A 26,488-nucleotide genomic window follows, 5' to 3' on the forward strand; every position below is an offset into this window, starting at 1 on the left:
GCCACCTACATGAAAATTCAATATGCGTCTTACCAAGACACAATCGATGCGCTGCAAAAAGCCATGAATGAACATCCACACTTAATTCGCTTACAAAGCATTGGAGAGACTTGGGAAGGGCGACCGATCATGTTAGTGACGGTGTCATTGGATGTTACTTATGCAGATGATAAGCCGGCACTGTTATACACAGGCTCGATTCATGCGAGAGAGTGGATTGGTAATGAACTGGCTCTCAAATTCATCCAGTATGTAATAGACAACTATCGATTTAATCCAAAGTTACAGACCGCCCTTACACGCAACACTCTGTATATGGTGCCTTGTTTAAATCCAGATGGGTTCGAGTATTCTCGTAATCATTTTTCGTTTTGGCGTAAAAATCGTCGCAATAATGGTGATGGCACCTTCGGGGTGGATCTAAATCGCAACTTTGACGCAAAGTTTATGCGCAATCAAAATACGGGCTCCAACACGTATGGGGGACCACATGCTTTCTCTGAACCAGAAACTTGTGCTATCAGAGACTTTGTGGAAGCCCATGATAACATTCGTATTGCGCTAGATTATCACTCTCAAGGTAATGTATTTTTCCCCGCACATAAGTTTAATCATGAAGTAGAAATTGAAGGTGCAGATCTCAATATTCTATGCGCTAACATGAACCATGAGATCAAAAAAGTGACAGGTCGGCAATATGGTATTCATCGCGGCAAACCGCCTGCGCAGCTTATTCATGGTAGCGGCCGAGAGTACTATTATAGAAAAGGCATCATTGCAACTGTCGTTGAGGTAGGAACCCGCAATATTCCAGACTACATGAAAAACATGTCTGAAAGTGTCGCTGAAAATATTCCCGCTGTGTTATGTGCGTTGAGTGAAGCCATTAATTACTCACCACTAGCACCGCAAAGAGTGGCCAATTTTACTATCAAATCGGTGGACCATGAAGGGGTAGAACTGGAATGGCAATATGTCGATCGAGATGACATATATTTTGAACTTTACAGAAGTGAAAACAATAAGAGTCCCTGTGGTGAAGAGAGCCTAATTGCAATCACTAAGTCTTTGTCTTTTAGAGACTCTCAACTAACAAGCGGCCAAAGCTACTTTTATAATATCCGCGCTGTAGATAAGGTCACAAAAATTAAATCGCCATTTAGCCCTGAGCTTAGGTTAAAGACCCATTTAGCACGCCATCAAAGTGCGCGTACCTTATTTCCTTCAAGGGAGTTGGTGGGCTACTTGTCAGAAAATTATTTGAGCAAAAACAAAGAACATTTTGGATATAACTCAATGTTCATTGGGGTAGATAAAAAGCGTGGCGTCAGTTTAGGAGTTGTGCAATTTGATCTGAGTAGTTTGCCAAGCGGATCGCACATAGAGCGAGCTGAATTCTTTTTATATCCGATGAACCGAGTCGCAGCTAAAATAGAAAAATATGGCGAGTGGTCAGTGGCGATTTTGGACGCGGATAGTATTTCTGATATTTATGATTTCAAAGAGGTGAATGAAGCCAAACCTTTACACACGCTTGGGCAGACATTTGAGTCAGACAAAATGACTCAAGGGATCTGGATGAAGTGGCTTTTTAATGGTGTGGAACGTACGTTACTCACTGAGTTAGTTGCAAAAAACTCTTTGCTTTTGCGGTTGCAGGGACCTAAGGAGCTCCCTCTGGGTAATGATTCGCAAGTGATGCAATTTGACATCGGTTACGGACCATTTGGTAGTGGGCTACATTATCGTCCGAATTTGGAGTTGGTGTACCAAGTGCCTGAAAAGCTATTGGCTTTGAGTCCTACAAGATGCAATACCATCTTCAAAGATCGCGTTTTACCAGATCGACTTGCGTCGGGCTTTGATGAAGCAGGCGAGATAGTATATGGACAAATGGCGTTTGAGTTAAATGCCGACCTACCAGTTGAGAAAACTGTATTTAGACATGCGTGCCTTACGTTACGCAGCTGCAATAGCATTGCCAGTGCTAAAGATATGCGCTTCACCATAGAGCTAGTGGAGCTTCAAGATGTGGACTTTCAAGCTGTAAAACAAAGGCAAAAAATAGAATATATTGGATATGAAGTGAGTAACGAGCAACTCAAAGAGCGCGCCGAACACCACTTTATTTTTGATAGTTATAGCCTTCAAGCGCTAGAGCGACTTCATCAGGCTCATACACCCTTTTACTTTATCATTCGTGCAACCTCTGAGTCGCAGGCGACAAATGCGCTGATCAACTGGACTGCATGTCAGGATCAACACCCCGCAGAGTTAAAAATTGGCTATATCAATCGTCGTAAGAACCCATTACAAGCACCTCAAGGTTTAACTGCTCAAGTCGAAGGGGGGGTGGTGAAATTAACTTGGCAAAACCCTGATGATGAGGACTTTGTGGGTTGTTTTGTAGTGCGTAATCGTTTTCACCCCCCTCGCTCCCCTTTTGACGGAGTAAAATTGTATGGGGGGAAAGATGAATATACGTTGGATAATTTTGGTAACCCTAACTTAGATAAATACTATGCTGTATTTAGCTATGATGACGTACCGAACTACTCTGAGCCAGTTGTACTCTTTTATGATGGAAAAGTGCAAGCGTGATACTCTCATCGCATATATGGCGTGTGTTTTTTACCCACTTAAATTACACGCCTAAAATAACTTCAAAAAAGTTTGAAATTAATTAATTCATTACACTTCCTGATGATGCATGGTTTTCGCTAACTTATTAATTTAATTATTTTTAATGTGAATTTTGATTTTGAATTGGTAAGAATGCTTCCCATTTTAATTGATACTTTTAGCGGCAGTTAGCAAATACATTCTCTTGCGGATGAGATGCTATAACTGGTGGTTGTGTAGTTATAGTCACTCATATTTATCAATGTTGCTAACCGTATTGCTCTTCCCTACTTTTTATTTATTGACCAGTTTTAGGGCGAATTGTGTGGGAACGGGAGGGTGGCCAAACTGTCCGTATATGGGTAACCCACTTAGTATTCGATTGAGGCGATGGATTGCTGAAATAAGAGCGATACGCATGGATGCTTTAATTTACACTTAATTTGTTTTTATCTTTAGCTGAATTCAAATGTAAACATACAAGTGTACCGAAAAACCAAATGTAGAGTACATGTGGGTATTTCATATTTATTGTCAATAAAACAATAAATTAAGCTTGGTGAGAGGCTGAAAAGTCGGCTAACATTTAGTTTTTATGGATGCATAGTGACTTGTATGACAGAACTTTACCATTGGTTTGATTTGTTAGGTGTAATGGTATTTGCCATTTCAGGAACGTTGCTCGCACACCGCAAACATATGGATGGGTTCGGTGTGGTGGTGCTAGCGACTGTTACTGGCATTGGTGGTGGTACCATTCGAGATGTGATTTTAGATACTCCGGTATTTTGGTTGCACGACAGCAGTTATTTCTTTGCAATTTTTGCCGCGGTTGCGGTGAGTATCTGGTGGCTCAATCGGCAAAGAACTGTGCCCATGCAATTGCTATTAACCGCCGACGCGTTTGGTTTGGCGTTCTTTGCAGTAATGGGCATGCAAAAAGCCATGAGTATTGGTATGCCAGATACGACTGTCATTATTATGGGTGTCTTGACTGGCTGTTTTGGGGGTGTCATACGCGACGTTTTAGCGGATGAAATCCCTATGTTACTTAAGGGGGAATTGTATGCGATAACCTGTATTTTAGGTGGGGTAGTGTACACACAATTATCGCATCTAGGTTTATCTCTTGAAATCACTATGCTGAGCGCAATGATCAGTATTCTCATGTTACGTTTGGCAGCAATACGCTGGAAATTGGTCCTCCATGTTTTTAAATACAGGGACTAACAAGCTGGATCGGATAAAAGGTTTAAAGTTTTTAATACGAAATTTTAAAACAGAATGTGATAGATAACCCTAGAGTTTGTAGCCAGGGGAATGAGACAAGGAATGTCATTAGCAAAAACTTATACGCGAGCTCAAGTCGGCATAAACGCGCCATTAGTAACTGTGGAAGTACACCTCAGTAATGGCTTGCCAGCCTTTAATATTGTTGGGTTACCGGAGACCTCGGTCAAAGAATCAAAAGAACGTGTTCGATGCGCGCTTAGCAATAGCCACTTTTTATTCCCTGAGCAGCGTATTACCGTTAATTTAGCTCCCGCAGATTTGCCAAAACAAGGCGGGCGGTATGATTTAGCGATTGCTATCGGCATTTTAGTCGCTTCTGGTCAAATTCAAAATCCAGAGATTCAGCAGTGTGAGTTTTATGGGGAGTTGGCATTAAACGGTGAGATTAGAGAGATCACAGCATTGGTCCCCGCGTTAATTGCCGCGACAAATCTCCATCACTGCTGTTATATCCCAAAACCCAATGAAATGATGGCTCGGCTAGTTTCTATGAGCCGCCGTAAAGTTGTTACCTGTTTGAGAGAAGTATGGGCTGACTTATGTGGGCAGCAGGCTTTGCCATGGGATGAAGAGACTCCATGTTCTGCGGTGTTTACGTTAGAAGCAAATACGGATATGAATGACGTTAAAGGGCAAGGGGCTGCAAAGCGCGTACTTGAGATTGCAGCAACTGGCGGACATAACGTGCTTTTTTTGGGCCCACCGGGTACTGGCAAGTCTATGCTTGCGCAGCGAATGCCTACCATTATGCCTGCGATGGAGATGCAGCAAGCTTTGGAAACAGCATCCGTTTACTCAATTATTGGTAAAGAAATTAATCCTGACAATTGGCGGCAAAGGCCTTTTCGTGCACCTCACCATACATGCTCGGCCGTGGCATTGGTTGGCGGTTCGTCAAACCCAAAACCAGGCGAGATTTCATTGGCACATAATGGCATCTTGTTTTTGGATGAACTCCCAGAGTATGAACGTAAGGTCTTGGATTCTTTACGTGAGCCAATGGAAACCGGTATGGTGAGTATTTCACGTGCAGCACAGCAAGTTGATTTTCCTGCTCGTTTTCAGTTGATAGCAGCGCTAAACCCGAGTCCGACAGGCAGCCATACGGATAAACGTGCCACACCTGAACAGGTTCTTAAATACTTGAGCAAAGTATCTGGGCCTTTTGTCGATCGTATTGACCTGCAAATAGAACTGCCGAGACTTAGTACCACAGAGTTGCAATCAACCGCATCTGAAGAAAGCAGTGAGACTATTCGTTTGAGGGTTGAACGAGCGTGTTGTTTGGCGCTACAAAGGCAAGGCAAAGTAAACGCGCAGCTATCAAGCAAAGAGATTGACAGGTATTGTCGGTTGTCTGAATCCGTGGCTGCTTTTTTGGCGAAAGCCACCGACAAACTGCATTTGTCACCGCGCTCGTATCACCGTGTGATCAAGGTATCTAGAACAATTGCGGATTTATCCGGCAATGAAGAAATTACTTTAAATGACTTGAAAGAAGCGCTGAGCTACCGAGCGTTTGAACGCTTACTTGCTCAGCTAACTGGTTGAACTAAGTCGACAGCATGTAGCCTTTACCGCGTACTGTCACTATGCGCTTTTGATCTTTCTCATCTCCGAGCTTTTTACGTAGTCGGCCAATAAGGACATCTACGGTACGGTCACTCGGGCTCCAATCAGGTTGTCCAATATCTTCGGATATTTTTGCACGCGAAGTGGCTTTACCCGCATTGGCGATTAAACAAATTAGCACTTTGTGCTCGGCCTCTGTAAGTCGAGCTTCATCGCCATTAGGGTTGATCAGTGTGCGGTTATCTGGATGCAGCTTAAAGTCAGCATATTCGATGAACTCTTCCGATTCATCTTCACCTTTGGAGCCTGCAAGGCGCTTATATAATGCGCGCATCCGTAGTTCTAGTTCCAGAAGGTCTACAGGTTTGCATACATAGTCATCAGCACCTTGGGCGAGCCCTGCAATTCTATCTGCTTGAGAGTCTCGGCTAGATAACATTATCACGCCAAGATCAGTTAAAGTGTTGAGCTCTTTAGCAAGCTGCAAGCCGTCAGTGGCTGGTAATACAATATCTATGATCGCCATCACAAAAGGATTACCGGTCTGTGCTTGCTCCTGAACCTGTTCAAGCGTGCGAGCACCGGTATTATCTACGGTGATTTGAAATTCCGTTTGTGCAAAATGGCTTTCGACTCGTTTAGCCAATAACTCGTCGTCCTCGACTAATAATACGTTTATGCTCATGGTTTCGAAACTTATTCAATAATTAATATATATCTTAGCACCGAGAATTCTCGGCTGAGAACCATAAGTTATCTATTTTTATATAAAAACTCTAATGAAAATTGACAGTAAATCGTGCGCTTAATAACCACTTATTAAAAATAATGAAATAGTTTTAGCTATTTATTATTTGCACATAAAAAAATAGCAGCACTTTAGTGCTGCTATCTCTTCTTATTTACCGTACATATGTTGCCACCATTGTGGCTCATCTTTTAGGTGTTTGTCGAAGTAAGCCAGCATAGTGTCCCACCATTGGAAGCGGCGGTCGCGGGCAAAAATTTGGTGATCGGCGCCTTTGTACTCAATCATTTCAACGTCTTGATTGAGTAATTTCAAAGCAGTGTACATGATATGGCTTTCGCCAACAGGTACATTGGTATCTGCATCACCGTGGATCAGTAAAAGTGGCGTTTTAACTTTATCGGCATTGAATACAGGACTTTGCTCACTGTATAACTTCATATTGTTCCACGGGTAGCTGTTTTTAGAGGCTTCTGATGAATATAGATAACCCCACCAGCCATGACCCCAATAAGACGTTAAGTTTGAGATCCCAGCATGTGAGATAGAAGCACTAAACATATCTGTTTTAGTGGCTAGTGTCATTGTCATGAAGCCACCATATGACGCACCTAAGTTACCTAGGCGATCTTTATCAACAAACTGATATGAATCTAGAAAGGCTTTAGTCCCCTCAATAATGTCGTCTGCTGCTCGGTTGCCCCAATCATTGACATGCTTAGCTGAAAAGTCTTGGCCAAACCCTGTTGCACCAGAAGGTTGTAGAACGTAAACCACATAGCCATTTGTTGCCCAGAAATTAAATGGATAACGACCAGTAAAACCACGTGACACCGGTGATGTACCGCCATAGTAATAAATGAGCGCAGGGTGCTGTTTGGACTTATCTAAGCCATGTGGGATATACACGCGGCCTTTAATCTCAGTACCTGCTGAATTGGTGAAGTTGAACTCTTCTAATGTCGCGATCTCTGCATTTTTATATGCGATAGGCTTAGAATCCCATAGCGTTTTTGCACGATTATTTTTAACGCTTAGTTGAATCAACTTCTGCGGTGCTGAAGCTGTAGTACCTGTAGCGAAAACAATCGGACTACGCTTGTCGGCAATGCTATACCTATCAACCACATCTAGTTTAGTGTTTAACGCTTTAAACTTGGCCTTGCTTTCGTCATAGAAGTACAGCTTTTTGCGATCTTCATCTGTAACTTTGAGTATTAAGTCACCATTATTCAGCACTTTAAATGAATCTATAGAAGGGTCAAACTGTTTGCTAAGGGCTTTGACTTGCGCGCCATCACTATTGGTCCAATAAAGTTGTGTATCGTAGTTGTTCGCTAGTACTCCGTCTGCCACAACACGACCTGCACCATTATTGAACTCAGCACCGGCAGAGATATATATCCCATCATTACCATAACGCGCGTCGTTAAAGGTGCCATATTGGCCAATCACTTTGTGGCTATTATTTTTAATATCAAATTCAACAAGCTCAGTGACACCATGATAGGGCGCTGAGTAATTTTGCGGATTACGAGAAGCAAGAATGCGTCCGTTTTTACTATCAAAGTCTTCTAGGCTATGGCTTAAATTATGCTCAGTTACCGCTTGAATCAGGCCTGTGCTGATATCAATTAGAAATACCTGACTCTTATTACGGGCATAAGACCAGCGATCTTCAAGACCTTTTAGGTGCTTAACTATTTTATCGCCCTTCGGCGCTTGTTTGGTCCAAGTAAAAATTAAACTATTGTCGTTGAAGTACTTGAATCCGCTGGCACCGGCTAGGCCTTCAGCAATGACGTTTTCTTTTAGGCTCTTAATGTTAAGCGTTTTAAGTTGCTTATTTTGAACAAAAACGAGCTCTTTAGCATCTTTACGCCAATGTACTGTCCCTGCATTCACACCAGGTAGTCGGTAAATAACGTCACCATCTTCATTGTGGATAGTGGTGTCGTTTAGTGCTTTGTTTCCTTGATTATCTTGATAGTGTTGGGTAGTTGCAACATAGTAGTTTGCATCAGGAGAAACAGAAATCGCACTGATAGTCGGGGAATCAAAAAGCTGTTTTGCTGACAGAGCTTTGGTTTCTTTGTTGTTGAAAGTAAGTGTGTCGTGGGCTTCTTTGCCCTTGAATTCCACTGTTACTTTTTTCCAGTCACTGACTTGTTCTGCAATGATGAGGAGCTGGTGATCACCAGTTACTGCATTTAGCTGATAATCTGACTTGCTATCAAGAAGTTGGCCATTTAAAAATACATGGCCTTTTTCAATGCCACTTACTTGTAAGGTACCTTGAACAAAGCGTGGGGTAGAAAACTCCATTTTTAGCGCTTGCAAACCACCCATCGTTAATGCAGTTACATCTTCAAAAGGTTGCCACTTGATGGTTTGGCCAAATACATCCAGTGATTTTGCATCGCTACTAAGCTTTCCAAGGAGGTTACCCACAATTGCCGACTGGTGACCTGTGTGGTGAGGCTTAGTTTGGATATTTTGTCCAATTGGGCCTATAAACTGGATATTTGCCGGATCGATTGGCGCTGCGCTCAGTTGCGTAGCTATTGCGGAAAATAGTAAAGTTACCGCTGATTTTAATTTCATAGTGTGCGCCTATTGTAGGTAAAATATGCGTTAATATAACATATTAATAAGAATTAATAGGCGCTGTGCGATTAAGTGCCGTACAGCTAAGATATAAGTAAACGGTTATTACGTGAGGAGTAGACCTTGTTTTTGTTAATTAGCTACATGTTACTAGCTATTGCGATTTCTTTTATATGTTCTGTGATGGAGGCAGTGCTGTTAAGTATCACTCCCAGCCACGTAGGAATGATGAAACAGCAAAATCCTGCACTGGCATCGCGAGTACAAAAATTGAAAGATAATATTGATAAACCGCTTGCTGCGATTTTAACGCTGAATACGGTAGCACACACGGCCGGTGCCGCAGGAGTGGGAGCTCAAGCCGCAGTGGTTTTTGGTGATGCTGCGGTAGGTCTAGCTTCTGCGGTGATGACATTATTGGTATTAGTGTTGTCCGAAATCATTCCTAAAACATTAGGTGCGACGTATTGGCGAGGTTTAACTCCGAGTGTGAGCTTCGCATTAGTTTGGCTAGTTAGGCTATTAAAACCATTTGTGTGGATGTCTGATCAGTTAACAAAACTGATTGGCAAAAAGGGAGATGAGTCCATCTATATTCGCCAAGAAATAGAAGCGATGGCGGAGATGGGGTCACAGGCCGGTGCCCTAAAAGAAGAAGAGTCAGCAACAATTCGTAGCTTACTACAATTTAGACATGCCAAACTTGAAAACTTGATGACACCGCGCACTGTTTTATTTAAGGTGCACAAAGACATGTCTGTACATGACTATTTAGCGGAACACGGCTCAGTTTCATTTTCACGTGTTTTAGTGTTTGATCAAAATAGTGATGACATCGTTGGCTTCGTGCATAAAAATGACATTATGCTGGCTTATCACCGTCTAGGTGAAGAGTATAAAATTAGTAAGCTGATGAAGCCACTTTATACGGTTCCCGAAACATTGGCTGCACCGACACTGTTTCAAACCCTACTTGAAAAGCGTATTCACATTGCCTTGGTCATTGATGAATATGGCGATATTCAAGGCATTGTTACTCTAGAGGACTTACTTGAGTCATTGATGGGGATGGATATCGTTGATGAACGAGAGCAAACCAGCGACATGCAGGCTGCGGCTAAGCAGAAATGGCAGCAACGAGTGGATAATCATAGTCATTTAATAGTGACTGAAAACGAGCCTGAAAAAGAGGCAGATACAAAGCCAAAGACGAGTGATAAAAGCTAGTTCAAAGCTTGAAAGCGGACCCTGATAGGGTCCACTTTCATTTCTAGTTATGGATTTGAGTTAATCATTCTTTGCCAAGAATGGATCCAACGGATAAATTCGTTGAGCGCTTTTGGTCGGCTAATTAAATACCCCTGCATGAGCAGGCTGAACTTATAGCGCTCTAAATACTGTAGTTCCTCAATGCGCTCAATTCCCTCAGCGACAATATCAAGATGCTCATTTTGTGCAATATCGATTAGGCTATCTACTAGCACTTGAGAGAATCGATCTGACTCGATATAAGTAATTAACGAGCGGTCTATTTTTATTTCAGTAAACGGGAGCGTTTTGAGCTGCTGTAAATTAGTGAAACCAGTGCCAAAATCGTCTAGCGCCAGATCAAACCCGCGCAGACGCAAGCGATTTATTGTTTCAAGTTGGACATTGGAAATAATTGGCTGGTTCTCCGTTATCTCTACGATAACTTCCTGAGGTTTTAAACGGTTCAATTCTAGAATCAAAGCCAGCTTATCGGGGCAACTTGTATCATTGAGTTGAATAGGGGAGAGATTAAAAGCCAATTTAAATGGGTAGTTTAACTCATTGCGGATACGCTGAAATTCATTGGCTGCCTTTTCGAAAAGCTGAAAGGTCAGCAAGTTTACGAGGTCTAAATCTTCTGCTACGCCGATAAAGCGTTTTGGCAGCATCACTTGCCCTTCTTCTTTGGACACGATTCTGGCCAACACCTCAATACTTTTTATTTGTTTGGTGCCTCTATGCACTTTAGGTTGATAAAAAGGAGTTATTTCATGGTGGCTGATCGCTTCAAGTAAACGGTCCTCGGTGATTGGTTGTTCGTAAGTTTCCTCAACTCCCACAAAGCTATCGAGTTTTTTCAATGTCCTTTCTACATCAATAAGCTGGACGGGCTTTGCGATATTACCAATCAAGTGTGTATTGTGCTGTCTAGCTAAATTGGCCGCAAGATCAATAATTCTATTTTCCATTTCAGAAATGATAATGATGCCGCCTGGGTAGCGTAGTTCCCCCAAGTGGCGAATAAATTCCATTCCATCCATTTCTGGCATGTTTAGATCGGTAAATATAGCGTCAAACTGATGGGTAGATTGACGCATTTTTTCCAGTGCTTTTACAGCGCTATTAACGACAGTGACATGCTCAACGTCTAGCTCAGATAATATCGCCTGCATTACGATTAAAATTGCTTGTGAATCATCAACGACCAGTATACGTCGGCTACGATCTTTCATAGTTTCCTATCCCTAGGGCTAATTTCACAGTAGAAGTCTATGCTTGTGTCGGCAACGCGAAGCTTAACTCACTCACAATCTATCACGCTTTAGTTACAAAGAGGTCGTAACAGGCTCTGCTTGCACAACACACTAAGCGTAGTACAAGTTGGCAATAATTCACTCATTGTCTCTTCAATCGAAACCCTGAATTTAGGATAATAGAAAAAACTTTACTTAATTATACGTGCAATGGTCAGAATTGAATTGCCAATTGATGGCATGACGGTATCAGTGATAGTAAATCGTCATAACGTGGTCCAAGTATTTAAAGAACAGCAGTCAATACCGATAGATGAGGATAATGTGCATCACCTAGAGGTAGATCTGGGTCAAAGCAAGTTGCAGTTAAACACCGAGCAGCTTTCTCAAAACTTGTTGGCGGTTGCAATTAATCAGTCGCCATGGCGATGGGTTGAAGTGCCAAATGGCAACGAAGATCGCAAGGGAAATTGGCTCGGCTTAGCTGCTCTAGGGTTTAAATTATTTAAAAGTGCGAAAGTAGTTAAAGCGGCTTTGATTGGAGCATCCGTTGCCGGATATGCGTGGCTATTTTCATGGCAGTTCGCATTGATGCTGGTGGCTTGTTTGGTTGTTCATGAATACGGACATGTGCGGGCTATGAAGTATTTTGGTCTTAAAACCAAAGGCTTTTATCTTATTCCCTTTGTGGGTGGCCTTGCTATGAGTGAAGATAAAATGAGTACGCGTTGGCAAAATGTAATCATTTCCTTAATGGGCCCTGCTTTCGGGTTATTTACCTCAATACTGGGGGTGGTGCTTTACTACGCAACGGGGGCTGAAATTTTTGCAGGGGTTGCGGTACTGAGCGCGCTTTTAAATCTATTTAATTTATTGCCAATTTTGCCACTGGATGGGGGACATGTATTAAAAAGCATCAGCTTTTCAATGCGCTCTTGGATTGGTCTACTGGCTTGTTTAGGAGGTTTAGCGTTAGGTCTTTGGGTAAGTTATGTATATGGGCTTATGCTACTGGCATTTTTCATCTTTATAGGCAGTATTGAAATCCTGTTAGAGTGGCGAATGCGTCATCAAACGCACTTGTTACCACTTGACCGGTATGGTCAAGTGGTCTCTGCTGCTTTATATGTGCTGGTGGCTGTTGGTCATATTGCCGTTATGTGGCATTTCGCTGACTCCGAGAATGTCATCTTGAGCCTGCCAGTAAAAGTGTTGTCGAGTTAAACAAAACTCAATACAACGGCAATAATAATGCCTGTGACAACGAGTTGGAGCAGGCAAAATCCCATGATATCTCGTGCTTTCAGCCCCGCAATAGCCAACACTGGCAAAGCCCAAAATGGTTGAATTAGGTTTGTCCATGCATCACCCCATGCTACAGCCATAGCCACGCGCGCAATATCTGCTTCTAGTGCTTGTGCAGCGGGAATAACAATGGGGGCTTGTACTGCCCATTGTCCTCCACCAGAGGGCACAAAAATATTGACTAGCCCGGCGCTTAAAAAACTCCAAAAGGGTAAGGTCTGAGCGCTGCTCACTGATACAAATCCCGCAGAAATTTGCTCCGCCAGCCCCGTTTTTACCATTATAGCCATGATGCCTGCATAGAATGGGAACTGAATGACAATACCTGCTCCACCTTTAATGGCTTGTTGTAGGCTGTGCAGAATATTGGCGGCAGAACCGTGCAGTAAAATTGCCAAAAACATAAAGGTCGCAATGATAATATTCAGATTAAGCCCCCCATTCTGTATCAAGAAGTAATGGACTAAATAACCACACCCAAGTAATCCGATCAGCCCACCGAGTAAGCGACTATTTTCTAGCTTCTCGGCCGGTGTCAGTTGTGTGTTAGGCGTTGGTTTTGGTACCTCCGCTAGTTTTTCTTTATCTACCAAAACTTGTTCATGTTTAGGAGGAAGCATAGCGCGATTTAGAAGCGGCAAAACAATCAACATCGAAGCTAATAGAATCAAATTGAAATAAGAAAATATGGTCTCACTGGTAGGTAAGATTCCTATTTGCTCTTGGGCAAAATGTCCACTTGATGCGATAGTGAGAGGCACTGAGCCTGCTAAACCTCCATGCCAGACGATGAATCCTGAGTATGCGCTGGCAACCAGTACTCGATAGTCAACAGCCATATTTCTGGCTAGTGCTTTTGCGAACAAGGCGCCTACAACCAAGCCAAAGCCCCAGTTTAACCAACTAGCAATCATTGAAACTAATGTCACCAAGATAATGGCTTGGGTTGGAGTTTTTGCACAGCTGGCTAAGATATCTAATAATTTGCCACACAGCCGTGTGTTTGCGAGCATAAAACCCGCAATCAGCACAAAGAGCATTTGCATTGCAAAAGTCAGCAGGTTCCATAAACCTTGCCCCCAAATTTGTACGGTTTCAACTGGGGTCGATGGTGTAAAAACGACCGCCATTGCCATTACAAACAAAGTGAGTAGGGTGACAAAGACAAACGGGTCAGGCAAATAATGCTCAACGAGGCGACTTAGCGGCCTAGTTAATTTGTTTAACATGCTAAAATCCTGTTATTGTTATTTGAATTATCTGGTTTGCTCGGGAAAGACTACAGCACAAAATATTCAATGCAAAGACGGTAGTCTTGCGCGACAGTGCAGTTAGTTATTTCAAGTAATATAACTAAGAAAAACACTAAAAGTTAGTGTTTTACACCAAAAAACTGAAATGCTTATATGAAGGTTTGTTTTTAAGTTTTTGATTTTATTAGCTTAATGACTTTGGCACACAATGTGTTTGCAGTATTAGATATATTGTTTAAGTAGAAAATCTACCACATTACTGACATAAGGATGTCGGCAGTGATAGAAATACAACTAAGAGAGGTATCTATGGCAGGACAAGGTTCTGGTGGTAATGTAATTGCAGCGATATGTAGCGTTTTTTTTCCGGGTTTAGGTCAGTTGGTGCAAGGTCGCTTATTGGCGGCCATTATATTTGCAATCATTACAGTCGGGGGGTACGCATTATGGTTTTTGGTTATACCCCCTGTGATTGCTGCGGTTGCGCACCTATGGGCTATCATTGATGCGGCTAAGTATTCATCACATGATTAACGAGTTTTATACTCAACATGTTAGTCCTTAAAGGTAGGTGGTATGAAACGAGCATACCGCCTAGTCCTGTCGCCATTCCTTCCTTTTTTCTCGGTATCTCTATAATCCTGCTTTTTACAATAATTCACATTTCTATATTGAGAATGTAGGTATGTTGGAATAATATGCCACGCTTTTGCTTGGGACTTCTCGATGAAATATAAAATAGGTAAACGCAGATCTGTGATCAGTAGGTTAGTATTAAGTACTGTGGTAGCGCTTTCTCTTAGCGCTTGTGGCTCAGGTGGATCTGGTGATACACCAAGTACGCCAACAGTACAAAATATTACGTATGAAGCGTTACCAAATTTCTTAACGGTCAATGAAGGTGAGGTGGTTCGTTTATCTTTAAATACCAAAGGAAGTGGCGCGAGCGAACTAAAGTTTAAATGGACTGTCAGGTATTTAAATCAAGATATTTCATTTTCAGGGCAGGGGACGGACACCATCTCATTCATTGCGCCAGGTGTAGACTCACAAGGTACCGTTCAAGTGAGCGTTGATTTAGAAGCTGGACAATCAAAACAAACATTTGGTTTCCAAAATCAATATGCGTCTTTGAATATTAAGGACTTAAATACATCAGTGGTGCCTACTATACCAGCGCAAGAGCTGGGTGAAGAAGTATCTCAAATTGATACTTCTGTGCTGATCGCTGGCAGTACATGGATAGAAACTCATCAGAGTAACTTTAGAATAAATCAAGCGGATAATAGTTATAACATGGTCGATTTGACTCTTATCCGATCTTTCGTTGTAAATGGTGCAGAGCAAAACTTGCAGACAGTTAGTACTGATTACTGTGGGTTTAATGATCTACAAAGCATCAAATTAAATGAAAGTGTTTTGGAAACTGAATGCCCAACAGGTGTGCGTACAACTCAGCTATTTCAACAAGAGAGTCGCTTTTCGATAGTACAAAAATGTGATGGCGATATTGTTGGCTTGAGTACATTTAAAAAGAAAAGCTCAGAACAAGTTTCAAGCTTTGGATCATTAAATTTAAGTTTTCAAAACTATAGCGATATACAAACCAAAGAAGTGTGTGGTGTTATTGCCACTACGCACGTTAAGGCATACTCTGCAAGCAATCAAGAACTTACAAGTACTGACTCAACCGCCATTCGTTTACTCTCGCAACAGGAGGGCAGTGACTTCGAGTTGCGATTTGCTTTTAATGATACAACAAATGGGTTATTGGTTTCCTTAAACCGCTTTTTCGATGAAAACAACACGGCTGCTATCCTTTCGGCAGCTTATCCTGAATTAAATGCATCTTCTGAGAGTGGGATGTTGACGCTGGACTTGCAAAACACGACGTCACATATTAACGGTGAATTCTACTTTACAGTCACTAAAACGACTGGATCTGAAGAGGAAGTCGAGGGCGAATTTACGCTTATATTAGAGTAAGTGTTTCTAGCGCAGGCTTAATTCGGATCTTAAGCCTGCATCCCTCTTCAAATAATGTTATTTGGTTATTCACGACTTTTTAGATAAGTACGTATAACCATGCGCTCATACTTAATGGGCTAAGTAGTGTGGACATTACAACACTTGCTGCAAGTGTGGCTTGTGCACACTGCTGTTGTCTAGCGACTAAATAAGCATTGACGCCTAGTGGCGAGGCTGCCATTAAGGTTAAAACTGCTGTGTGCGTATCTGATAAGCCAAACCAAGTTGCAAAACCAAATACCATCAAAGGGAGCATTACAAGTTTGGTGATACTCAGTAGTAAAGCACTCTTCCAAGCTTGGATAAGAGAATATTGCACTAAGCTCACTCCCAGTACGAATAGAGCGCCTGCGATGGCGGGCTTAGCCAACCATTCTAGCCCTGAAATAAATAACTCCGGCAAAGCTACGCTGAGCGCGTTAAACAACAAACCTGCTGTGATACTCAACACAATGGGATTGATAAATAGTGGTTTGAGTACACTGAAAAACGACCCTTTACTATTGCTAGACAGAATGAAGCTCAATGCGAATAAAAGAGCACTGTGAAATGTGATGATCATAAATACCAAAGAACCCGCTTCAGCCCCCAGAGCTGCAATGATCACAGGTAAACCAACGAGCACAGTATTCGAATAAGTACCGCTAAGCCCCCACATTGCAGCTTCTGCTTTTGCGTGTTTGTGGATGAGCCACTTTAATCCAAACACCAATAGGTAGCACAGCACCACAGGCGTATAGAACGCGATAAGTAGCAGAGAAGAAGCAACTTTATCTAGATCAGCTTGGTACATGTTGAGAAATAAAAATACAGGTATGGCGATGTAAAAGATAAACCTACGAAGCCCTTCTAGTTGACTGGTCGCTATAAATCCAGTTTTTCCGCAGATATAACCGGTTAGTACAAGGAATATCAGTGGAAATAAAATTTCGATTGGCGTCATGGAGTTACTTTTTAGTGAGTTGAACGTGCATTATACGAATTGGAGAAATATTTGCATTGTTGGTTGCTTTTGAGATTGACGGTGCACTTTAAAACAGGGTTTGAGGTATACTTTACAATTGTCTTTAATTATTTGTCAGTTGTATGGAATATCAGTTTATTAAAGACCCAATCGCGGGTTTTAAGGTGCGTATGTCTCAAGAGCATGCATTGGTCGGGCGTTGGCTCAATGAAGAGTTGCCTTTAACAGAGGTCGCGAGTTTTCTTGAACAGTTACAGGGTGTTAAACACAGTACCGAAGAACTGAAATTAGAAGGTAAAGAGGTGAGGTTAACTTTATCGAAAGATGAAGCATTATTTGAAGCACATTCTCTTTTTCAAAATGATGTTGATTTATCACGCTATGAAGATGATTTTCTTGAGCTTGATGAAGATGGCTTGAGCGCTGGGTGCGGTTTCGAAGACTTTGAGGCTCTGATGCAAGACTGGTATGGATTTATTCAGAGCCGAAAGTTACGACGATAGTTTATGCTGTTGCATGTTGAGGCGGTGCGCCATATAACTGCTCAGCCCTTTGAAACAATACCCAAGAAGTTAAGATATATTTATCGTTAGACAGCGGCATGTTACCTCTGTGTGTGTGCGTGAAATAACTAGGCGCAATAACCATGCTGCCTTTTTTGGGGGCCAGCTTTCTATTTTGATAGAAAAACTCAGTTTCTCCGCCTTCTTCAACATCATTGAGGTAAAACATAAAGAGCAATACACGGTGCAATGCTTCATTGTGATGCAGCTGGGGATAAACTTCACTATGCCAATAAGGATATCCGCCTTTGTTTACTGGGTACTTTTGAGCTTGAATGGGCCCTAATCTAAATAGCTGCTGAGTGAGCACTGGTAATTGAGGTTTGCCCACTTCTTCAAAGTTATCGACAGTCAAGTTAACAGGCTTACCCGTGGTTGGGTGATAGACGTTTAGGCCAAATGCTCCTAACATCATAAAAAAGTGCTCTTCAACATACTGAAATAAATGCTTAGAAGTCGCTTGTTCAATTTCGCGCAATTGTTGTTGATATTCAGGGTGATTGTTGAGATATAAGTCCTGACTGATTTTTTTATTTAAATCAACACCACCTGATGTTTGGCCTTGAGCTAAATGTGGACTTTTATCAAAGGTTTGCATAAATTGGTCACAAAACTCTGCACTCAGTGCATTGTCGTATACGCGGATAAAATCAGTCATTTCATTCCTCAAAGGTTGTTAGAGTTATTATGCTTGCAGAAAAAATCATGCCACGCTTTAGCGAAACAGATGTACTTGGCCACATAAACAATACCGTACTACCGGTATGGTTTGAAGCTGCCAGAGCACCTATTTTCAAAATTTTTACACCTGATTTAAATCCACATAACTGGAAATTGATTGTCGCGAAGGTTGAAGTTACCTTTAAAGGTGAACTTTTTTATGGTCAGGAAGTGCAAATAAAAACGGCCATAGAAAAGATTGGAAACAGCTCCTTTGTAATTTTGCAACAAGCATGGCAACACAATGAGTGTTGCGCAGAAGGGCGTACCATCATGGTGCGATATGACTTTGAAACTAAATCATCACAAGCTCTAAGTCTGGTTGAGCGTGAAGCACTGGAAGGTCATTTACTTTAGCTTGAGGCGAGTACACAAGCGTGTACTCATGTGAACTCTATCAGTTTGCAGGTTTAAACTGATGCCCAAGGGCTGCAGAAATACAAGGAACAACTTCGTAAAGGTAACTAGATTCGCTGTTATCATCATTTAGCTTGGTGATTTGCAGTATTTCATAGTCATTCAGTTCTATAATGCGTGTCCCTTGAGCATGCTCACACCGCGAGCGTGAGTCTGCTTCGTATTCATAAATAAAGTGCCTTAGAATGCGTTGTAGCTGTGCTTCATACTGCGCTGTGTTGTCACTGGTGACGGAGATTTCAGCTTTGAGCTTGTTGAGTTCTTTTTCACGGTCATCGAGTGCTTGCTGTAATTCTGCTTGCTCTGCTTCTGTTAATTTCGTGCCATCGGGTTTGCTCTGTTCATTAGATAAGTATTTTTCAAAATCAGATGGACGCACGATGATCTCAAACCAACCTTTGAGAAATTGGTTCACACCGCCGGACAAACCGGTATGAGAAATAAGTGTCGCTACTTGCACTAAAATAAGCATACTAAAAACAAGACGTAAAATACCTGTCGTAACTGGGTATTTGTAGTCGGTGGGTTGCCACATGCGGTGCAGACCAAATGGACGAAGTAGTACCAATACCAATAAGTAAAGTGGCTGGGCGAGCTGTAGCAAAACTAATAAAACGATGGTGGTAATGAAAAACCAAGTGGGTAGAGAAAGTAATACACTAAGGTTGTGACTATAAGGTAATGGGTCGGAGCTCACGCCGGTTATATCATTGATCATCCCCGCTGCTTGGACCAATGCATAGTTTGCAATAAAGGCATAAAAAAGCAAGATCACCGCTTTTCCTGGTAAGCTTTCCCAAAACACTAAAAACTTTGGCCAAAACTCTAATAACATGGCAACAAGTGCAAGTACTGCGACCAAATGAAACCATGAATGATTATCGTCATTAGTAAAGAGAATAACTGCAATACTGATGAACAATGCAGAGAAGTAGAGTCTTTGAGGAGTATTAAGGCTATGCCAAAAACGTTCAAAAGGGGCGCTTAGTTTATTTGTCGTGTCTTTAAACGTGACCAAGGCGGCTTGAATCATTGTTGTTTTAGTCCCTGATGTTTAAGTAGTGCTTGGCAGTAAACGTATCGCTTACTGCCATAGCTTACTAGTTATAACATAGGCTTAAGGTATCGACCAGTATGAGACTGAGTGTGTTCAGCGACTTCTTCAGGTGTACCTGAGACTAATATTTGCCCTCCTCCTGAGCCTCCTTCAGGTCCCAGATCTACAATCCAGTCTGCCGTTTTAATCACATCCAAATTATGTTCGATAACCACTACGGTATTGCCGTGATCGCGTAAACGGTGAAGTACAACTAAAAGCTGTTGAATATCATGGAAGTGCAAACCAGTGGTGGGTTCGTCTAGGATATAAAGTGTTTTGCCAGTATCTCGTTTGGATAACTCTCTGGCTAGTTTCACTCGTTGTGCTTCACCGCCAGATAACGTTGTCGCTGCTTGCCCTAAACGAATGTATGACAAACCAACGTCCATGAGGGTTTGTAGCTTGCGCTTGATAGCTGGGATTTTATCAAAGAACTCTCTGGCATCTTCGACAGTCATCTCTAACACTTCATGAATATTCTTACCTTTGTAAAGCACCTCTAAAGTCTCGCGATTGTAGCGTTTACCATGACAAACATCACAAGGTACGTATACATCTGGTAAAAAGTGCATCTCCACTTTCAATACGCCATCACCCTGACACGCCTCACAACGACCGCCTTTTACGTTAAAGCTAAATCGACCGACTTTGTAACCCCTTGAACGGGCTTCTTGTGTCCCTGCAAATAATTCTCGAATTGCAGTAAAAATGCCGGTGTAGGTTGCGGGGTTAGATCGAGGCGTTCTACCGATTGGGCTTTGATCTATATCGATAACTTTATCAAAATGTTCTAAACCTTGAATGTCTTTGTGTGGCGCAGGCTCTGACACCGTCGCACCGTTTAGAGCACGGTGTGCTAGCTTATATAAAGTATCGTTGATAAGCGTTGATTTTCCAGAACCCGATACTCCAGTAACACAGGTCATCAAGCCAAATGGGATCTTTAAGTCAACATTTTTGAGGTTGTTACCTGTAGCCCCAAATAGCTCTAGCCATTTGTCAGATGGTTGATGGCGCTCTGGTGGCACTACAATTTCTTTGGTGCCACACAAATATTGTCCAGTTAATGAATCAGGATTTGCGACAATGTCTTCTCTGGTTCCTTCAGCAACAACACTGCCGCCGTGAACGCCTGCCCCTGGACCGATGTCGATGATATGGTCAGCTGCGCGGATTGCATCTTCATCGTGCTCTACCACAATTACGGTATTACCCAAATCTCTAAGATGAGTTAATGTACTCAGCAATCTATCGTTATCTCTTTGATGTAACCCGATTGAAGGTTCATCCAGGACGTACATAACGCCTACTAGGCCGGCCCCAATTTGACTTGCAAGTCTTATCCGTTGAGCTTCACCCCCTGATAGCGTATCTGCACTGCGCTCCAGTGAGAGGTAATTGAGCCCTACGTTAATTAAAAAAGATAAGCGATCTCTGATCTCTTTGAGGATTTTTTCAGCGATTTGTGCTTTTTGTCCTGTCAAAGTTAAATCATGGAAAAACTGGCTGGCTTCACCAATGCTCATAGTGGTAACGGCTGGCAAGTTGGTTGAGCCAATAAAAACGTGCCTAGCTTCTTCTCGTAATCTTGAACCATGACAGCTAGGGCAAGCTTGACTGGTCTGGTATTTAGCTAGCTCTTCACGTACAGAGGTTGATTCTGTCTCGTGGTAGCGGCGGTTCATGTTGTTTAACACGCCCTCAAACTCATGATTACGAGTGATTAAGTCACCGCGATCATTGCGGTAATTAAATGCAATTTTAGTTTTACCAGAGCCTTCTAATACCACTTTTTGTGCAGACTTCGGCAGATCAGCAAATGGGATTTCTAGGTCAAAGCCATAGTGCTCTGCTACGGAGCTAAGCATCTGAAAATAATAAAAACTGCGTTTATCCCACCCTTTGATAGCGCCGCCAGCTAGACTGAGCTCAGGGTTTTGTACCACGCGATTAGGATCGAAATACTGACGTACTCCCAGACCATCACAGCTTTGACAAGCACCTGCGGGGTTGTTGAATGAAAACATTCGGGGTTCGAGTTCAGTCATTGCATAGCCACATGTTGGGCAGGCAAAGTTGGCAGAAAAAATGAGCTCTTCAGCATCTGGGTCATCCATACTGGCGATTTGTGCAATGCCATCAGCAAGTTCCAGTGCTGTTTCAAATGATTCGGCTAATCGTTGTTGTAGCCCTTCTTTGACTTTGAAACGATCTACAACTACCTCAATGGTATGTTTCTTGTGTAACTCTAGGGCTGGCGGATCTGATAAATCACAAACTTCACCATCGATGCGAGCTCGGATAAAGCCCTGACTAGCCAATTGCTCAAGCAGTTTTACATGTTCACCCTTGCGGTTTTTTACCACCGGGGCAAGCAGCATAAGCTTGCTACCTTCAGGTTGCGCTAACGCTGTATCTACCATTTGGCTGATAGTTTGTGCCTTTAACGGTAAGTCATGAGTAGGGCAACGAGGCTCGCCTACCCGCGCAAATAGGAGTCGTAAGTAATCGTATATTTCGGTGATGGTGCCCACTGTCGAGCGTGGGTTATGCGATGTCGATTTTTGCTCTATAGATATTGCAGGTGAAAGCCCTTCGATGTGATCAACATCCGGCTTTTCCATCAAAGATAAAAATTGTCTGGCATAAGCAGACAATGACTCGACATAACGTCTCTGACCTTCAGCGTACAATGTATCGAATGCTAACGACGATTTACCCGAGCCAGAGAGTCCGGTGATCACAATCAGCTTGTCTCTTGGAATTGTCAAAGAGATGTCTTTGAGGTTGTGCGTGCGCGCGCCTCTTACTTCTATTTTATCCATAGTGGCCTTTTTATGAATCTTGTGTGCTTGTAACAATTGCTCGGGTATCTTTGCATCGGCTTGCGATTATGTCTTGCCGATACAGCCCTGATTAAAAGTCTGAATGATACATTTTTTATATAATAATTGATGTACAAACTAAGCTATGGGTAGCTGTATACTCATACAGTATACATCAAAGTTGCTGTTATTCTACCCTTGTTACGAGTCATATTACGAACTAGCTCACTTTTGGTTGAACAGGATGGACTGGTTTAGGGGGCACAAGTGAAAAAAGCAATGTGACCAACTAGACTTACCTTAATGATGGGTTGTAGAGCTGTTTATGTGCGCTTTTTGCTGTTAGGTATTTTATTTCTCTCCCCCGCTTGGGGCTGTGAGATGGTCGTGCGATTTGAGAATTATGCAGCACAATCTAGGCTAGATGAAGAAAAAGGCTGGCATGGTATGGATGTGGACTTTGCCAAAGCGTTACTTGACGAAGCCGGCTGTGAGTATAAGTTTGTGAGTATACCTTGGGGGCGCTCCCTTAAAATGCTTGAGACTGGGGATATCGATCTGGTTTTAAGCGTGACAAAAACGCTAGAAAGGCAAGACTACGCTTACTTCATTGGTCCACAACGTATGGAAACGATTGTTTTTGCAATGAACGCCCAGCGGCGATATGAGGTTGAGACAATGGAAGATCTTTTCTCACTTCCTGTTCCTGTTGCAATTCAGCAAGGAGCGTTTTATGGAACGCAATTTACTGATCGCTATAAACAGCTGAAAAAAAACGAGACCCAGTTTATCTTTGTACCTGATAACCAAACTAAATTGAGCTTGCTCAAACATGGTCGCATTGCTGGCTTTTTAGAAGAAAAGTTTAATATCGTATTTCAGTCCGACAATCACCCCGACTTTATGACTATCGAAGTCGCACCACTTGTCATCAATGAATCGCCAGTCTATTTTGCATTTAGCAAGAGACGTACCTCAACAGAGCGACTTGAACGATTGAATCAAGCTTATCAAAATCTGCAAAAAACAGGTCGGTTCAAAGGAATATTAAAAAAATATCAGTTGCAGTGAGTTTTTGTTAAACTAGCCGCGATTTTTTACTGTTTGACTAACATGCTCTATGTCCAATCAATCTTTGAACCAAATTGAAAAACGTGCTGCATTTTCTCTGGCCGGTGTATTTGCATTTAGAATGCTAGGCCTTTTTATGCTGATGCCAGTATTAGCGGTGTATGGTACATCATTAGAAGATGTGTCACCGCTGTGGATAGGTTTGGCTATTGGCGCATATGGTCTAACGCAAGCGTTGTTGCAGATCCCTATGGGGTGGCTATCTGATAAGTTTGGTCGAAAGCCAATTATCATTGTCGGGTTAGTCGTGTTTGCCCTTGGCTCTGTAATTGCGGCCCTAGCAGATTCGATTTATTGGGTCACGTTTGGTCGAGCCCTTCAGGGAATGGGGGCGATTGCGAGTGCATTACTTGCGCTAGCTTCCGATTTAAGTCGCGACGAGCAGCGGCCTAAAGTTATGGCTGTGATTGGTATGTGTATTGGCTTAAGTTTTGCGGTTGCCATGTTGCTAGGTCCTATGGTTGCAGCTGCATTTGGTATTTCAGGTGTATTTTGGCTGACTGCAATGCTCGCTTTACTTGGTATCGCTATTGTGTTGTTTATTGTGCCAAACGCGATCCATAAAGCGCCAAAAGGTGACACTGTTGCGTCTATCGCGGATATTAAAAATTTAATCAAGCACCCTCAACTATTGCGGCTAGATTTAGGCGTGTTAATGTTGCATTTAACTTTGACTACGTTGTTTGTTGTGTTGCCTGCGAAGCTAATTGAAGAAGGCTTAGCAGCCCCCGATCATTGGCAGATATATATCCCTGTTTTAATACTGGCTTTTGTATTGATGGCGCCTATGATGATTGTGGCGATTAAAAAGCAAAAAGAGAAACAAGTTTTCTTGGCCGCGATTGCTGCCCTCAGTGTGAGTGCTTTGATGCTGGTTTGGCTATCAAACTCCCTGATTGGTATTGCTGCTGCTATGACGGTCTACTTCATCGCATTCAACTTCTTAGAAGCGACAATGCCAGCGCTGGTTTCTCGAATATCGCCGGCAACACAAAAAGGCTCTGCGATGGGTGTGTTTTCTTCAGGTCAGTTTTTGGGGGCGTTCTTAGGTGGGGTCTTAGGCGGCTACCTAGCGCAAAACTACGAGGTGAATTCTGTATTTGCTGCGGCGGCAGGAATTGGGGTAATATGGCTGTTTATTGCATGGCGCATGCAAGTCCCTCCACGTAGTAAAGCACTGAGCTTTGTAACGGAACTCAATAAATCTCAGCATGCACAGGCACTTGCTGATAAACTGGTTACATTACCAGGCGTGCTAGAGGCGACTGTGGTCAGTGAAGAAAATCGCGCTTATCTAAAAGTGGATGAAAGTAAATTTGATTTAAACCAAGCGAAACAAGTTTTATCTTCTTAAAACTGTAAAAATAGTGTTTTTGTTCGTATATGTGCGAATGAAAATGCATTTTCGTAGATTGATGAAACTTGGAAACGTTTGTAATTGTGTGAGGAGAGGGTGCCATGGCACGCGGTGTGAACAAAGTAATCTTGGTTGGTAACTTAGGCCAAGATCCAGAAGTACGTTATATGCCAAACGGAAACGGTGTGGCAAATATCAGTATCGCAACAACAGACAGTTGGAAAGATAAAAACACTGGCCAACTTCAAGAGCGTACTGAATGGCACCGAGTGGTGTTATTTGGCAAACTAGCTGAAGTTGCTGGTGAATACTTACGTAAAGGCTCTCAAGTATATATTGAAGGCCGTTTACAGACTCGCAAATGGACTGATCAAAGCGGTCAAGATAAATATACTACTGAAATTGTGGTTGATATGGGCGGTCAGATGCAGATGCTTGGCGGTCGCAATGAGCAAGGTGGTCAATACCAGTCAGGTGGCAACCAAGGCGGATACGGTCAGCAACAAGGTGGTTTTGCACCTCAGCAAAACAACCAACAGCAATATGGCCAGCCTGCAGCGCAACAGGGCGGTTTTGCTCCTCAGCAGCAAGCTCCGCAACAAAGTGCGCCACAGCAGACAAGCAATAATTTTAGTGGTCAGGCTCAAAATGCCCAACCACAAGGTGGACAAGCACAAGGTGGTTTCGCTCCACAGCAGGGCAGTGGCAGTGCTTCAAATCCGATGGAGCCACCAATTGACTTTGATGACGACATTCCATTCTGATTTAGTCGTCTATCATTATTGAGCTTGAAAAGCCTCCAGTTGTTGGGGGCTTTTTTGTTTCAGAATATCTCCCTGAGGAGCTCAAGTGCGTCGAGCCATACGCGGCTTGGAGATATAAAAGAGGTCTGATGCTTTTGCAAATCTAGCGATGCTGGAGTTTGGCTTAATTTGTTGTGAAGAGATGATTTCAAGCTTTGAAACGGTTGCAAACAATTGTGTATATTCAAACCTCCCCAGTAAAAGGCGGTGAATTGTTCGAGCAAAGTCTGGTAATGAAGTTTATTGACGGGAAAGAAGTATTGCAAAGAGGCATTGATGTTTACAGTCATTAAAGATTGAATGTGAACAGGGTGAGTTTATCGCGCTTCAAGATAGGCAAAAAACGGTTGTGGCGAAAATAAAATATACGGGAATAGCGCTCGTTATTAGTCGGTATCTAGCATTTAAAAAATAGTTGTAAAATTTATTGTTTTAGCTATTGATGGCCTGAGCATGCAGAGTAAGGAAGGTGATTTGTAAGCTGATATTTCGAGTACGCTTGGGTCTACTCAACTATATTACACGCTATATCAGCAGTTTTGCTGATTCTTAGCCGCTCTGCCTTGAGTTTTGCAATGGATTGAACAAAACTTTAGACAGAATCATCAATGATAGTCTGAAATTATGCTTCACTTCGCGCTGATAGATAACACGTATAAACGAGGGTACATACTCTT

General features: G+C 42.4%; 20 protein-coding genes. 12 read left to right on the forward strand and 8 right to left on the reverse strand.

Features of this window, described 5'->3' with window-relative positions; genetic code table 11:
- Nucleotides 1-9: 9 nt before the first annotated feature.
- The 3 genes from N475_RS13670 (at nt 10) to N475_RS13680 (ending at nt 5,466) form a co-directional block, all read left to right on the forward strand.
- On the forward strand, nt 10-2,601 hold the full coding sequence (locus N475_RS13670) for a M14 family zinc carboxypeptidase (protein ID WP_063355594.1): 2,592 nt from the start codon (nt 10-12) through the stop codon (nt 2,599-2,601).
- 636 nt (nt 2,602-3,237) lie between these two features.
- On the forward strand, nt 3,238-3,852 hold the full coding sequence (locus tag N475_RS13675) for a trimeric intracellular cation channel family protein (protein ID WP_063355593.1): 615 nt from the start codon (nt 3,238-3,240) through the stop codon (nt 3,850-3,852).
- Between the two features lie 102 nt (nt 3,853-3,954).
- On the forward strand, nt 3,955-5,466 hold the full coding sequence (locus N475_RS13680) for a YifB family Mg chelatase-like AAA ATPase (RefSeq protein ID WP_063355592.1): 1,512 nt from the start codon (nt 3,955-3,957) through the stop codon (nt 5,464-5,466).
- Between the two features lies 1 nt (nt 5,467).
- Here the strand turns inward: N475_RS13680 and N475_RS13685 are convergent, their stop codons facing one another.
- Nucleotides 5,468-6,172 carry a response regulator transcription factor gene (locus N475_RS13685; protein ID WP_063355591.1) on the reverse strand — a complete coding sequence of 235 codons (705 nt, stop codon included), beginning with the start codon at nt 6,170-6,172 and terminating at the stop codon, nt 5,468-5,470.
- Nucleotides 6,173-6,385: 213 nt separating this feature from the next.
- The gene (locus N475_RS13690) at nt 6,386-8,839 is read right to left on the reverse strand and encodes an alpha/beta hydrolase family protein (RefSeq protein ID WP_063355590.1); all 2,454 of its coding nucleotides are present in this window, start codon (nt 8,837-8,839) and stop codon (nt 6,386-6,388) included.
- A 126-nt stretch (nt 8,840-8,965) separates the two neighbouring features.
- Between N475_RS13690 and N475_RS13695 the strand changes: the two genes are divergently transcribed.
- Entirely contained in the window at nt 8,966-10,069 is a 1,104-nt protein-coding gene (locus N475_RS13695) for a hemolysin family protein (protein ID WP_063355589.1), read from the forward strand.
- Between the two features lie 47 nt (nt 10,070-10,116).
- Here N475_RS13695 and N475_RS13700 read toward each other — a convergent pair whose 3' ends face one another.
- Nucleotides 10,117-11,325, reverse strand: a complete 1,209-nt coding sequence (locus N475_RS13700; RefSeq protein ID WP_063355588.1) for an EAL domain-containing response regulator — start codon at nt 11,323-11,325, stop codon at nt 10,117-10,119.
- 231 nt (nt 11,326-11,556) lie between these two features.
- Here N475_RS13700 and N475_RS13705 point away from each other — a divergent pair, with 231 nt between their 5' ends.
- On the forward strand, nt 11,557-12,570 hold the full coding sequence (locus tag N475_RS13705) for a site-2 protease family protein (RefSeq protein ID WP_063365438.1): 1,014 nt from the start codon (nt 11,557-11,559) through the stop codon (nt 12,568-12,570).
- Here N475_RS13705 and N475_RS13710 read toward each other — a convergent pair.
- A complete protein-coding gene (locus N475_RS13710; protein ID WP_063365439.1) occupies nt 12,567-13,880 on the reverse strand; it encodes a short-chain fatty acid transporter in 1,314 nt (437 codons plus the stop codon). The two genes, N475_RS13705 and N475_RS13710, sit on opposite strands and share 4 nt — an antisense overlap.
- 333 nt (nt 13,881-14,213) lie before the next feature.
- Here N475_RS13710 and N475_RS13715 point away from each other — a divergent pair, with 333 nt between their 5' ends.
- Complete coding sequence (locus N475_RS13715; protein ID WP_063355585.1) at nt 14,214-14,438, forward strand: hypothetical protein; 225 nt, start codon at nt 14,214-14,216, stop codon at nt 14,436-14,438.
- Nucleotides 14,439-14,630: 192 nt separating this feature from the next.
- On the forward strand, nt 14,631-15,890 hold the full coding sequence (locus tag N475_RS13720; protein WP_063355584.1) for a hypothetical protein: 1,260 nt from the start codon (nt 14,631-14,633) through the stop codon (nt 15,888-15,890).
- Nucleotides 15,891-15,969: 79 nt separating this feature from the next.
- On the opposite strand, the gene N475_RS13725 is transcribed toward N475_RS13720, so the two are convergent.
- Nucleotides 15,970-16,875, reverse strand: coding sequence for an AEC family transporter (locus N475_RS13725; RefSeq protein WP_063365440.1), 906 nt, complete (start codon nt 16,873-16,875; stop codon nt 15,970-15,972).
- A 143-nt stretch (nt 16,876-17,018) separates the two neighbouring features.
- Between N475_RS13725 and N475_RS13730 the strand changes: the two genes are divergently transcribed.
- Nucleotides 17,019-17,399: a YacL family protein gene (locus tag N475_RS13730; protein ID WP_063365441.1), complete on the forward strand. Its 381-nt coding sequence runs from the start codon at nt 17,019-17,021 to the stop codon at nt 17,397-17,399.
- A gap of 1 nt (nt 17,400) precedes the next feature.
- Here the strand turns inward: N475_RS13730 and N475_RS13735 are convergent, their stop codons facing one another.
- On the reverse strand, nt 17,401-18,117 hold the full coding sequence (locus tag N475_RS13735; protein WP_063355581.1) for a 2OG-Fe(II) oxygenase: 717 nt from the start codon (nt 18,115-18,117) through the stop codon (nt 17,401-17,403).
- A 29-nt stretch (nt 18,118-18,146) separates the two neighbouring features.
- On the opposite strand from N475_RS13735, the gene N475_RS13740 reads away from it, so the two are divergent.
- Entirely contained in the window at nt 18,147-18,536 is a 390-nt protein-coding gene (locus N475_RS13740; RefSeq protein WP_063355580.1) for an acyl-CoA thioesterase, read from the forward strand.
- A gap of 40 nt (nt 18,537-18,576) precedes the next feature.
- On the opposite strand, the gene N475_RS13745 is transcribed toward N475_RS13740, so the two are convergent.
- On the reverse strand, nt 18,577-19,629 hold the full coding sequence (locus N475_RS13745) for a hypothetical protein (protein WP_063355579.1): 1,053 nt from the start codon (nt 19,627-19,629) through the stop codon (nt 18,577-18,579).
- 71 nt (nt 19,630-19,700) lie between these two features.
- Nucleotides 19,701-22,520 carry an excinuclease ABC subunit UvrA gene (gene uvrA / locus N475_RS13750; RefSeq protein WP_063365442.1) on the reverse strand — a complete coding sequence of 940 codons (2,820 nt, stop codon included), beginning with the start codon at nt 22,518-22,520 and terminating at the stop codon, nt 19,701-19,703.
- A 303-nt stretch (nt 22,521-22,823) separates the two neighbouring features.
- Between uvrA and N475_RS13755 the strand changes: the two genes are divergently transcribed.
- The 3 genes from N475_RS13755 to ssb all read left to right on the forward strand — a co-directional run bounded on the left by N475_RS13755 (nt 22,824) and on the right by ssb (nt 25,772).
- Complete coding sequence (locus tag N475_RS13755; protein WP_227008455.1) at nt 22,824-23,591, forward strand: substrate-binding periplasmic protein; 768 nt, start codon at nt 22,824-22,826, stop codon at nt 23,589-23,591.
- A 49-nt stretch (nt 23,592-23,640) separates the two neighbouring features.
- Nucleotides 23,641-25,005 (forward strand): MFS transporter, encoded by a 1,365-nt coding sequence (locus tag N475_RS13760; protein ID WP_063355576.1) that lies wholly within the window; start codon nt 23,641-23,643, stop codon nt 25,003-25,005.
- Between the two features lie 104 nt (nt 25,006-25,109).
- Nucleotides 25,110-25,772 carry a single-stranded DNA-binding protein gene (ssb, locus tag N475_RS13765; protein ID WP_063365444.1) on the forward strand — a complete coding sequence of 221 codons (663 nt, stop codon included), beginning with the start codon at nt 25,110-25,112 and terminating at the stop codon, nt 25,770-25,772.
- Nucleotides 25,773-26,488: the final 716 nt, after the last annotated feature.

Source organism: Pseudoalteromonas luteoviolacea DSM 6061 (assembly GCF_001625655.1).
Lineage (GTDB): Bacteria > Pseudomonadota > Gammaproteobacteria > Enterobacterales > Alteromonadaceae > Pseudoalteromonas > Pseudoalteromonas luteoviolacea.

What these genes read in the sequence shown, in the direction of transcription:
- N475_RS13670 (WP_063355594.1), top strand. Translation starts at nt 10, where the DNA reads ATGAAAATTCAATATGCGTCTTACCAAGACACAATCGATGCGCTGCAA.
- N475_RS13675 (WP_063355593.1), top strand. Translation starts at nt 3,238, where the DNA reads ATGACAGAACTTTACCATTGGTTTGATTTGTTAGGTGTAATGGTATTT.
- N475_RS13680 (WP_063355592.1), top strand. Translation starts at nt 3,955, where the DNA reads ATGTCATTAGCAAAAACTTATACGCGAGCTCAAGTCGGCATAAACGCG.
- N475_RS13685 (WP_063355591.1), bottom strand. Translation starts at nt 6,172, where the DNA reads ATGAGCATAAACGTATTATTAGTCGAGGACGACGAGTTATTGGCTAAA.
- N475_RS13690 (WP_063355590.1), bottom strand. Translation starts at nt 8,839, where the DNA reads ATGAAATTAAAATCAGCGGTAACTTTACTATTTTCCGCAATAGCTACG.
- N475_RS13700 (WP_063355588.1), bottom strand. Translation starts at nt 11,325, where the DNA reads ATGAAAGATCGTAGCCGACGTATACTGGTCGTTGATGATTCACAAGCA.
- N475_RS13705 (WP_063365438.1), top strand. Translation starts at nt 11,557, where the DNA reads ATGGTCAGAATTGAATTGCCAATTGATGGCATGACGGTATCAGTGATA.
- N475_RS13710 (WP_063365439.1), bottom strand. Translation starts at nt 13,880, where the DNA reads ATGTTAAACAAATTAACTAGGCCGCTAAGTCGCCTCGTTGAGCATTAT.
- N475_RS13715 (WP_063355585.1), top strand. Translation starts at nt 14,214, where the DNA reads ATGGCAGGACAAGGTTCTGGTGGTAATGTAATTGCAGCGATATGTAGC.
- N475_RS13720 (WP_063355584.1), top strand. Translation starts at nt 14,631, where the DNA reads ATGAAATATAAAATAGGTAAACGCAGATCTGTGATCAGTAGGTTAGTA.
- N475_RS13725 (WP_063365440.1), bottom strand. Translation starts at nt 16,875, where the DNA reads ATGACGCCAATCGAAATTTTATTTCCACTGATATTCCTTGTACTAACC.
- N475_RS13730 (WP_063365441.1), top strand. Translation starts at nt 17,019, where the DNA reads ATGGAATATCAGTTTATTAAAGACCCAATCGCGGGTTTTAAGGTGCGT.
- N475_RS13735 (WP_063355581.1), bottom strand. Translation starts at nt 18,117, where the DNA reads ATGACTGATTTTATCCGCGTATACGACAATGCACTGAGTGCAGAGTTT.
- N475_RS13740 (WP_063355580.1), top strand. Translation starts at nt 18,147, where the DNA reads ATGCTTGCAGAAAAAATCATGCCACGCTTTAGCGAAACAGATGTACTT.
- N475_RS13745 (WP_063355579.1), bottom strand. Translation starts at nt 19,629, where the DNA reads ATGATTCAAGCCGCCTTGGTCACGTTTAAAGACACGACAAATAAACTA.
- uvrA (WP_063365442.1), bottom strand. Translation starts at nt 22,520, where the DNA reads ATGGATAAAATAGAAGTAAGAGGCGCGCGCACGCACAACCTCAAAGAC.
- N475_RS13755 (WP_227008455.1), top strand. Translation starts at nt 22,824, where the DNA reads ATGATGGGTTGTAGAGCTGTTTATGTGCGCTTTTTGCTGTTAGGTATT.
- N475_RS13760 (WP_063355576.1), top strand. Translation starts at nt 23,641, where the DNA reads ATGTCCAATCAATCTTTGAACCAAATTGAAAAACGTGCTGCATTTTCT.
- ssb (WP_063365444.1), top strand. Translation starts at nt 25,110, where the DNA reads ATGGCACGCGGTGTGAACAAAGTAATCTTGGTTGGTAACTTAGGCCAA.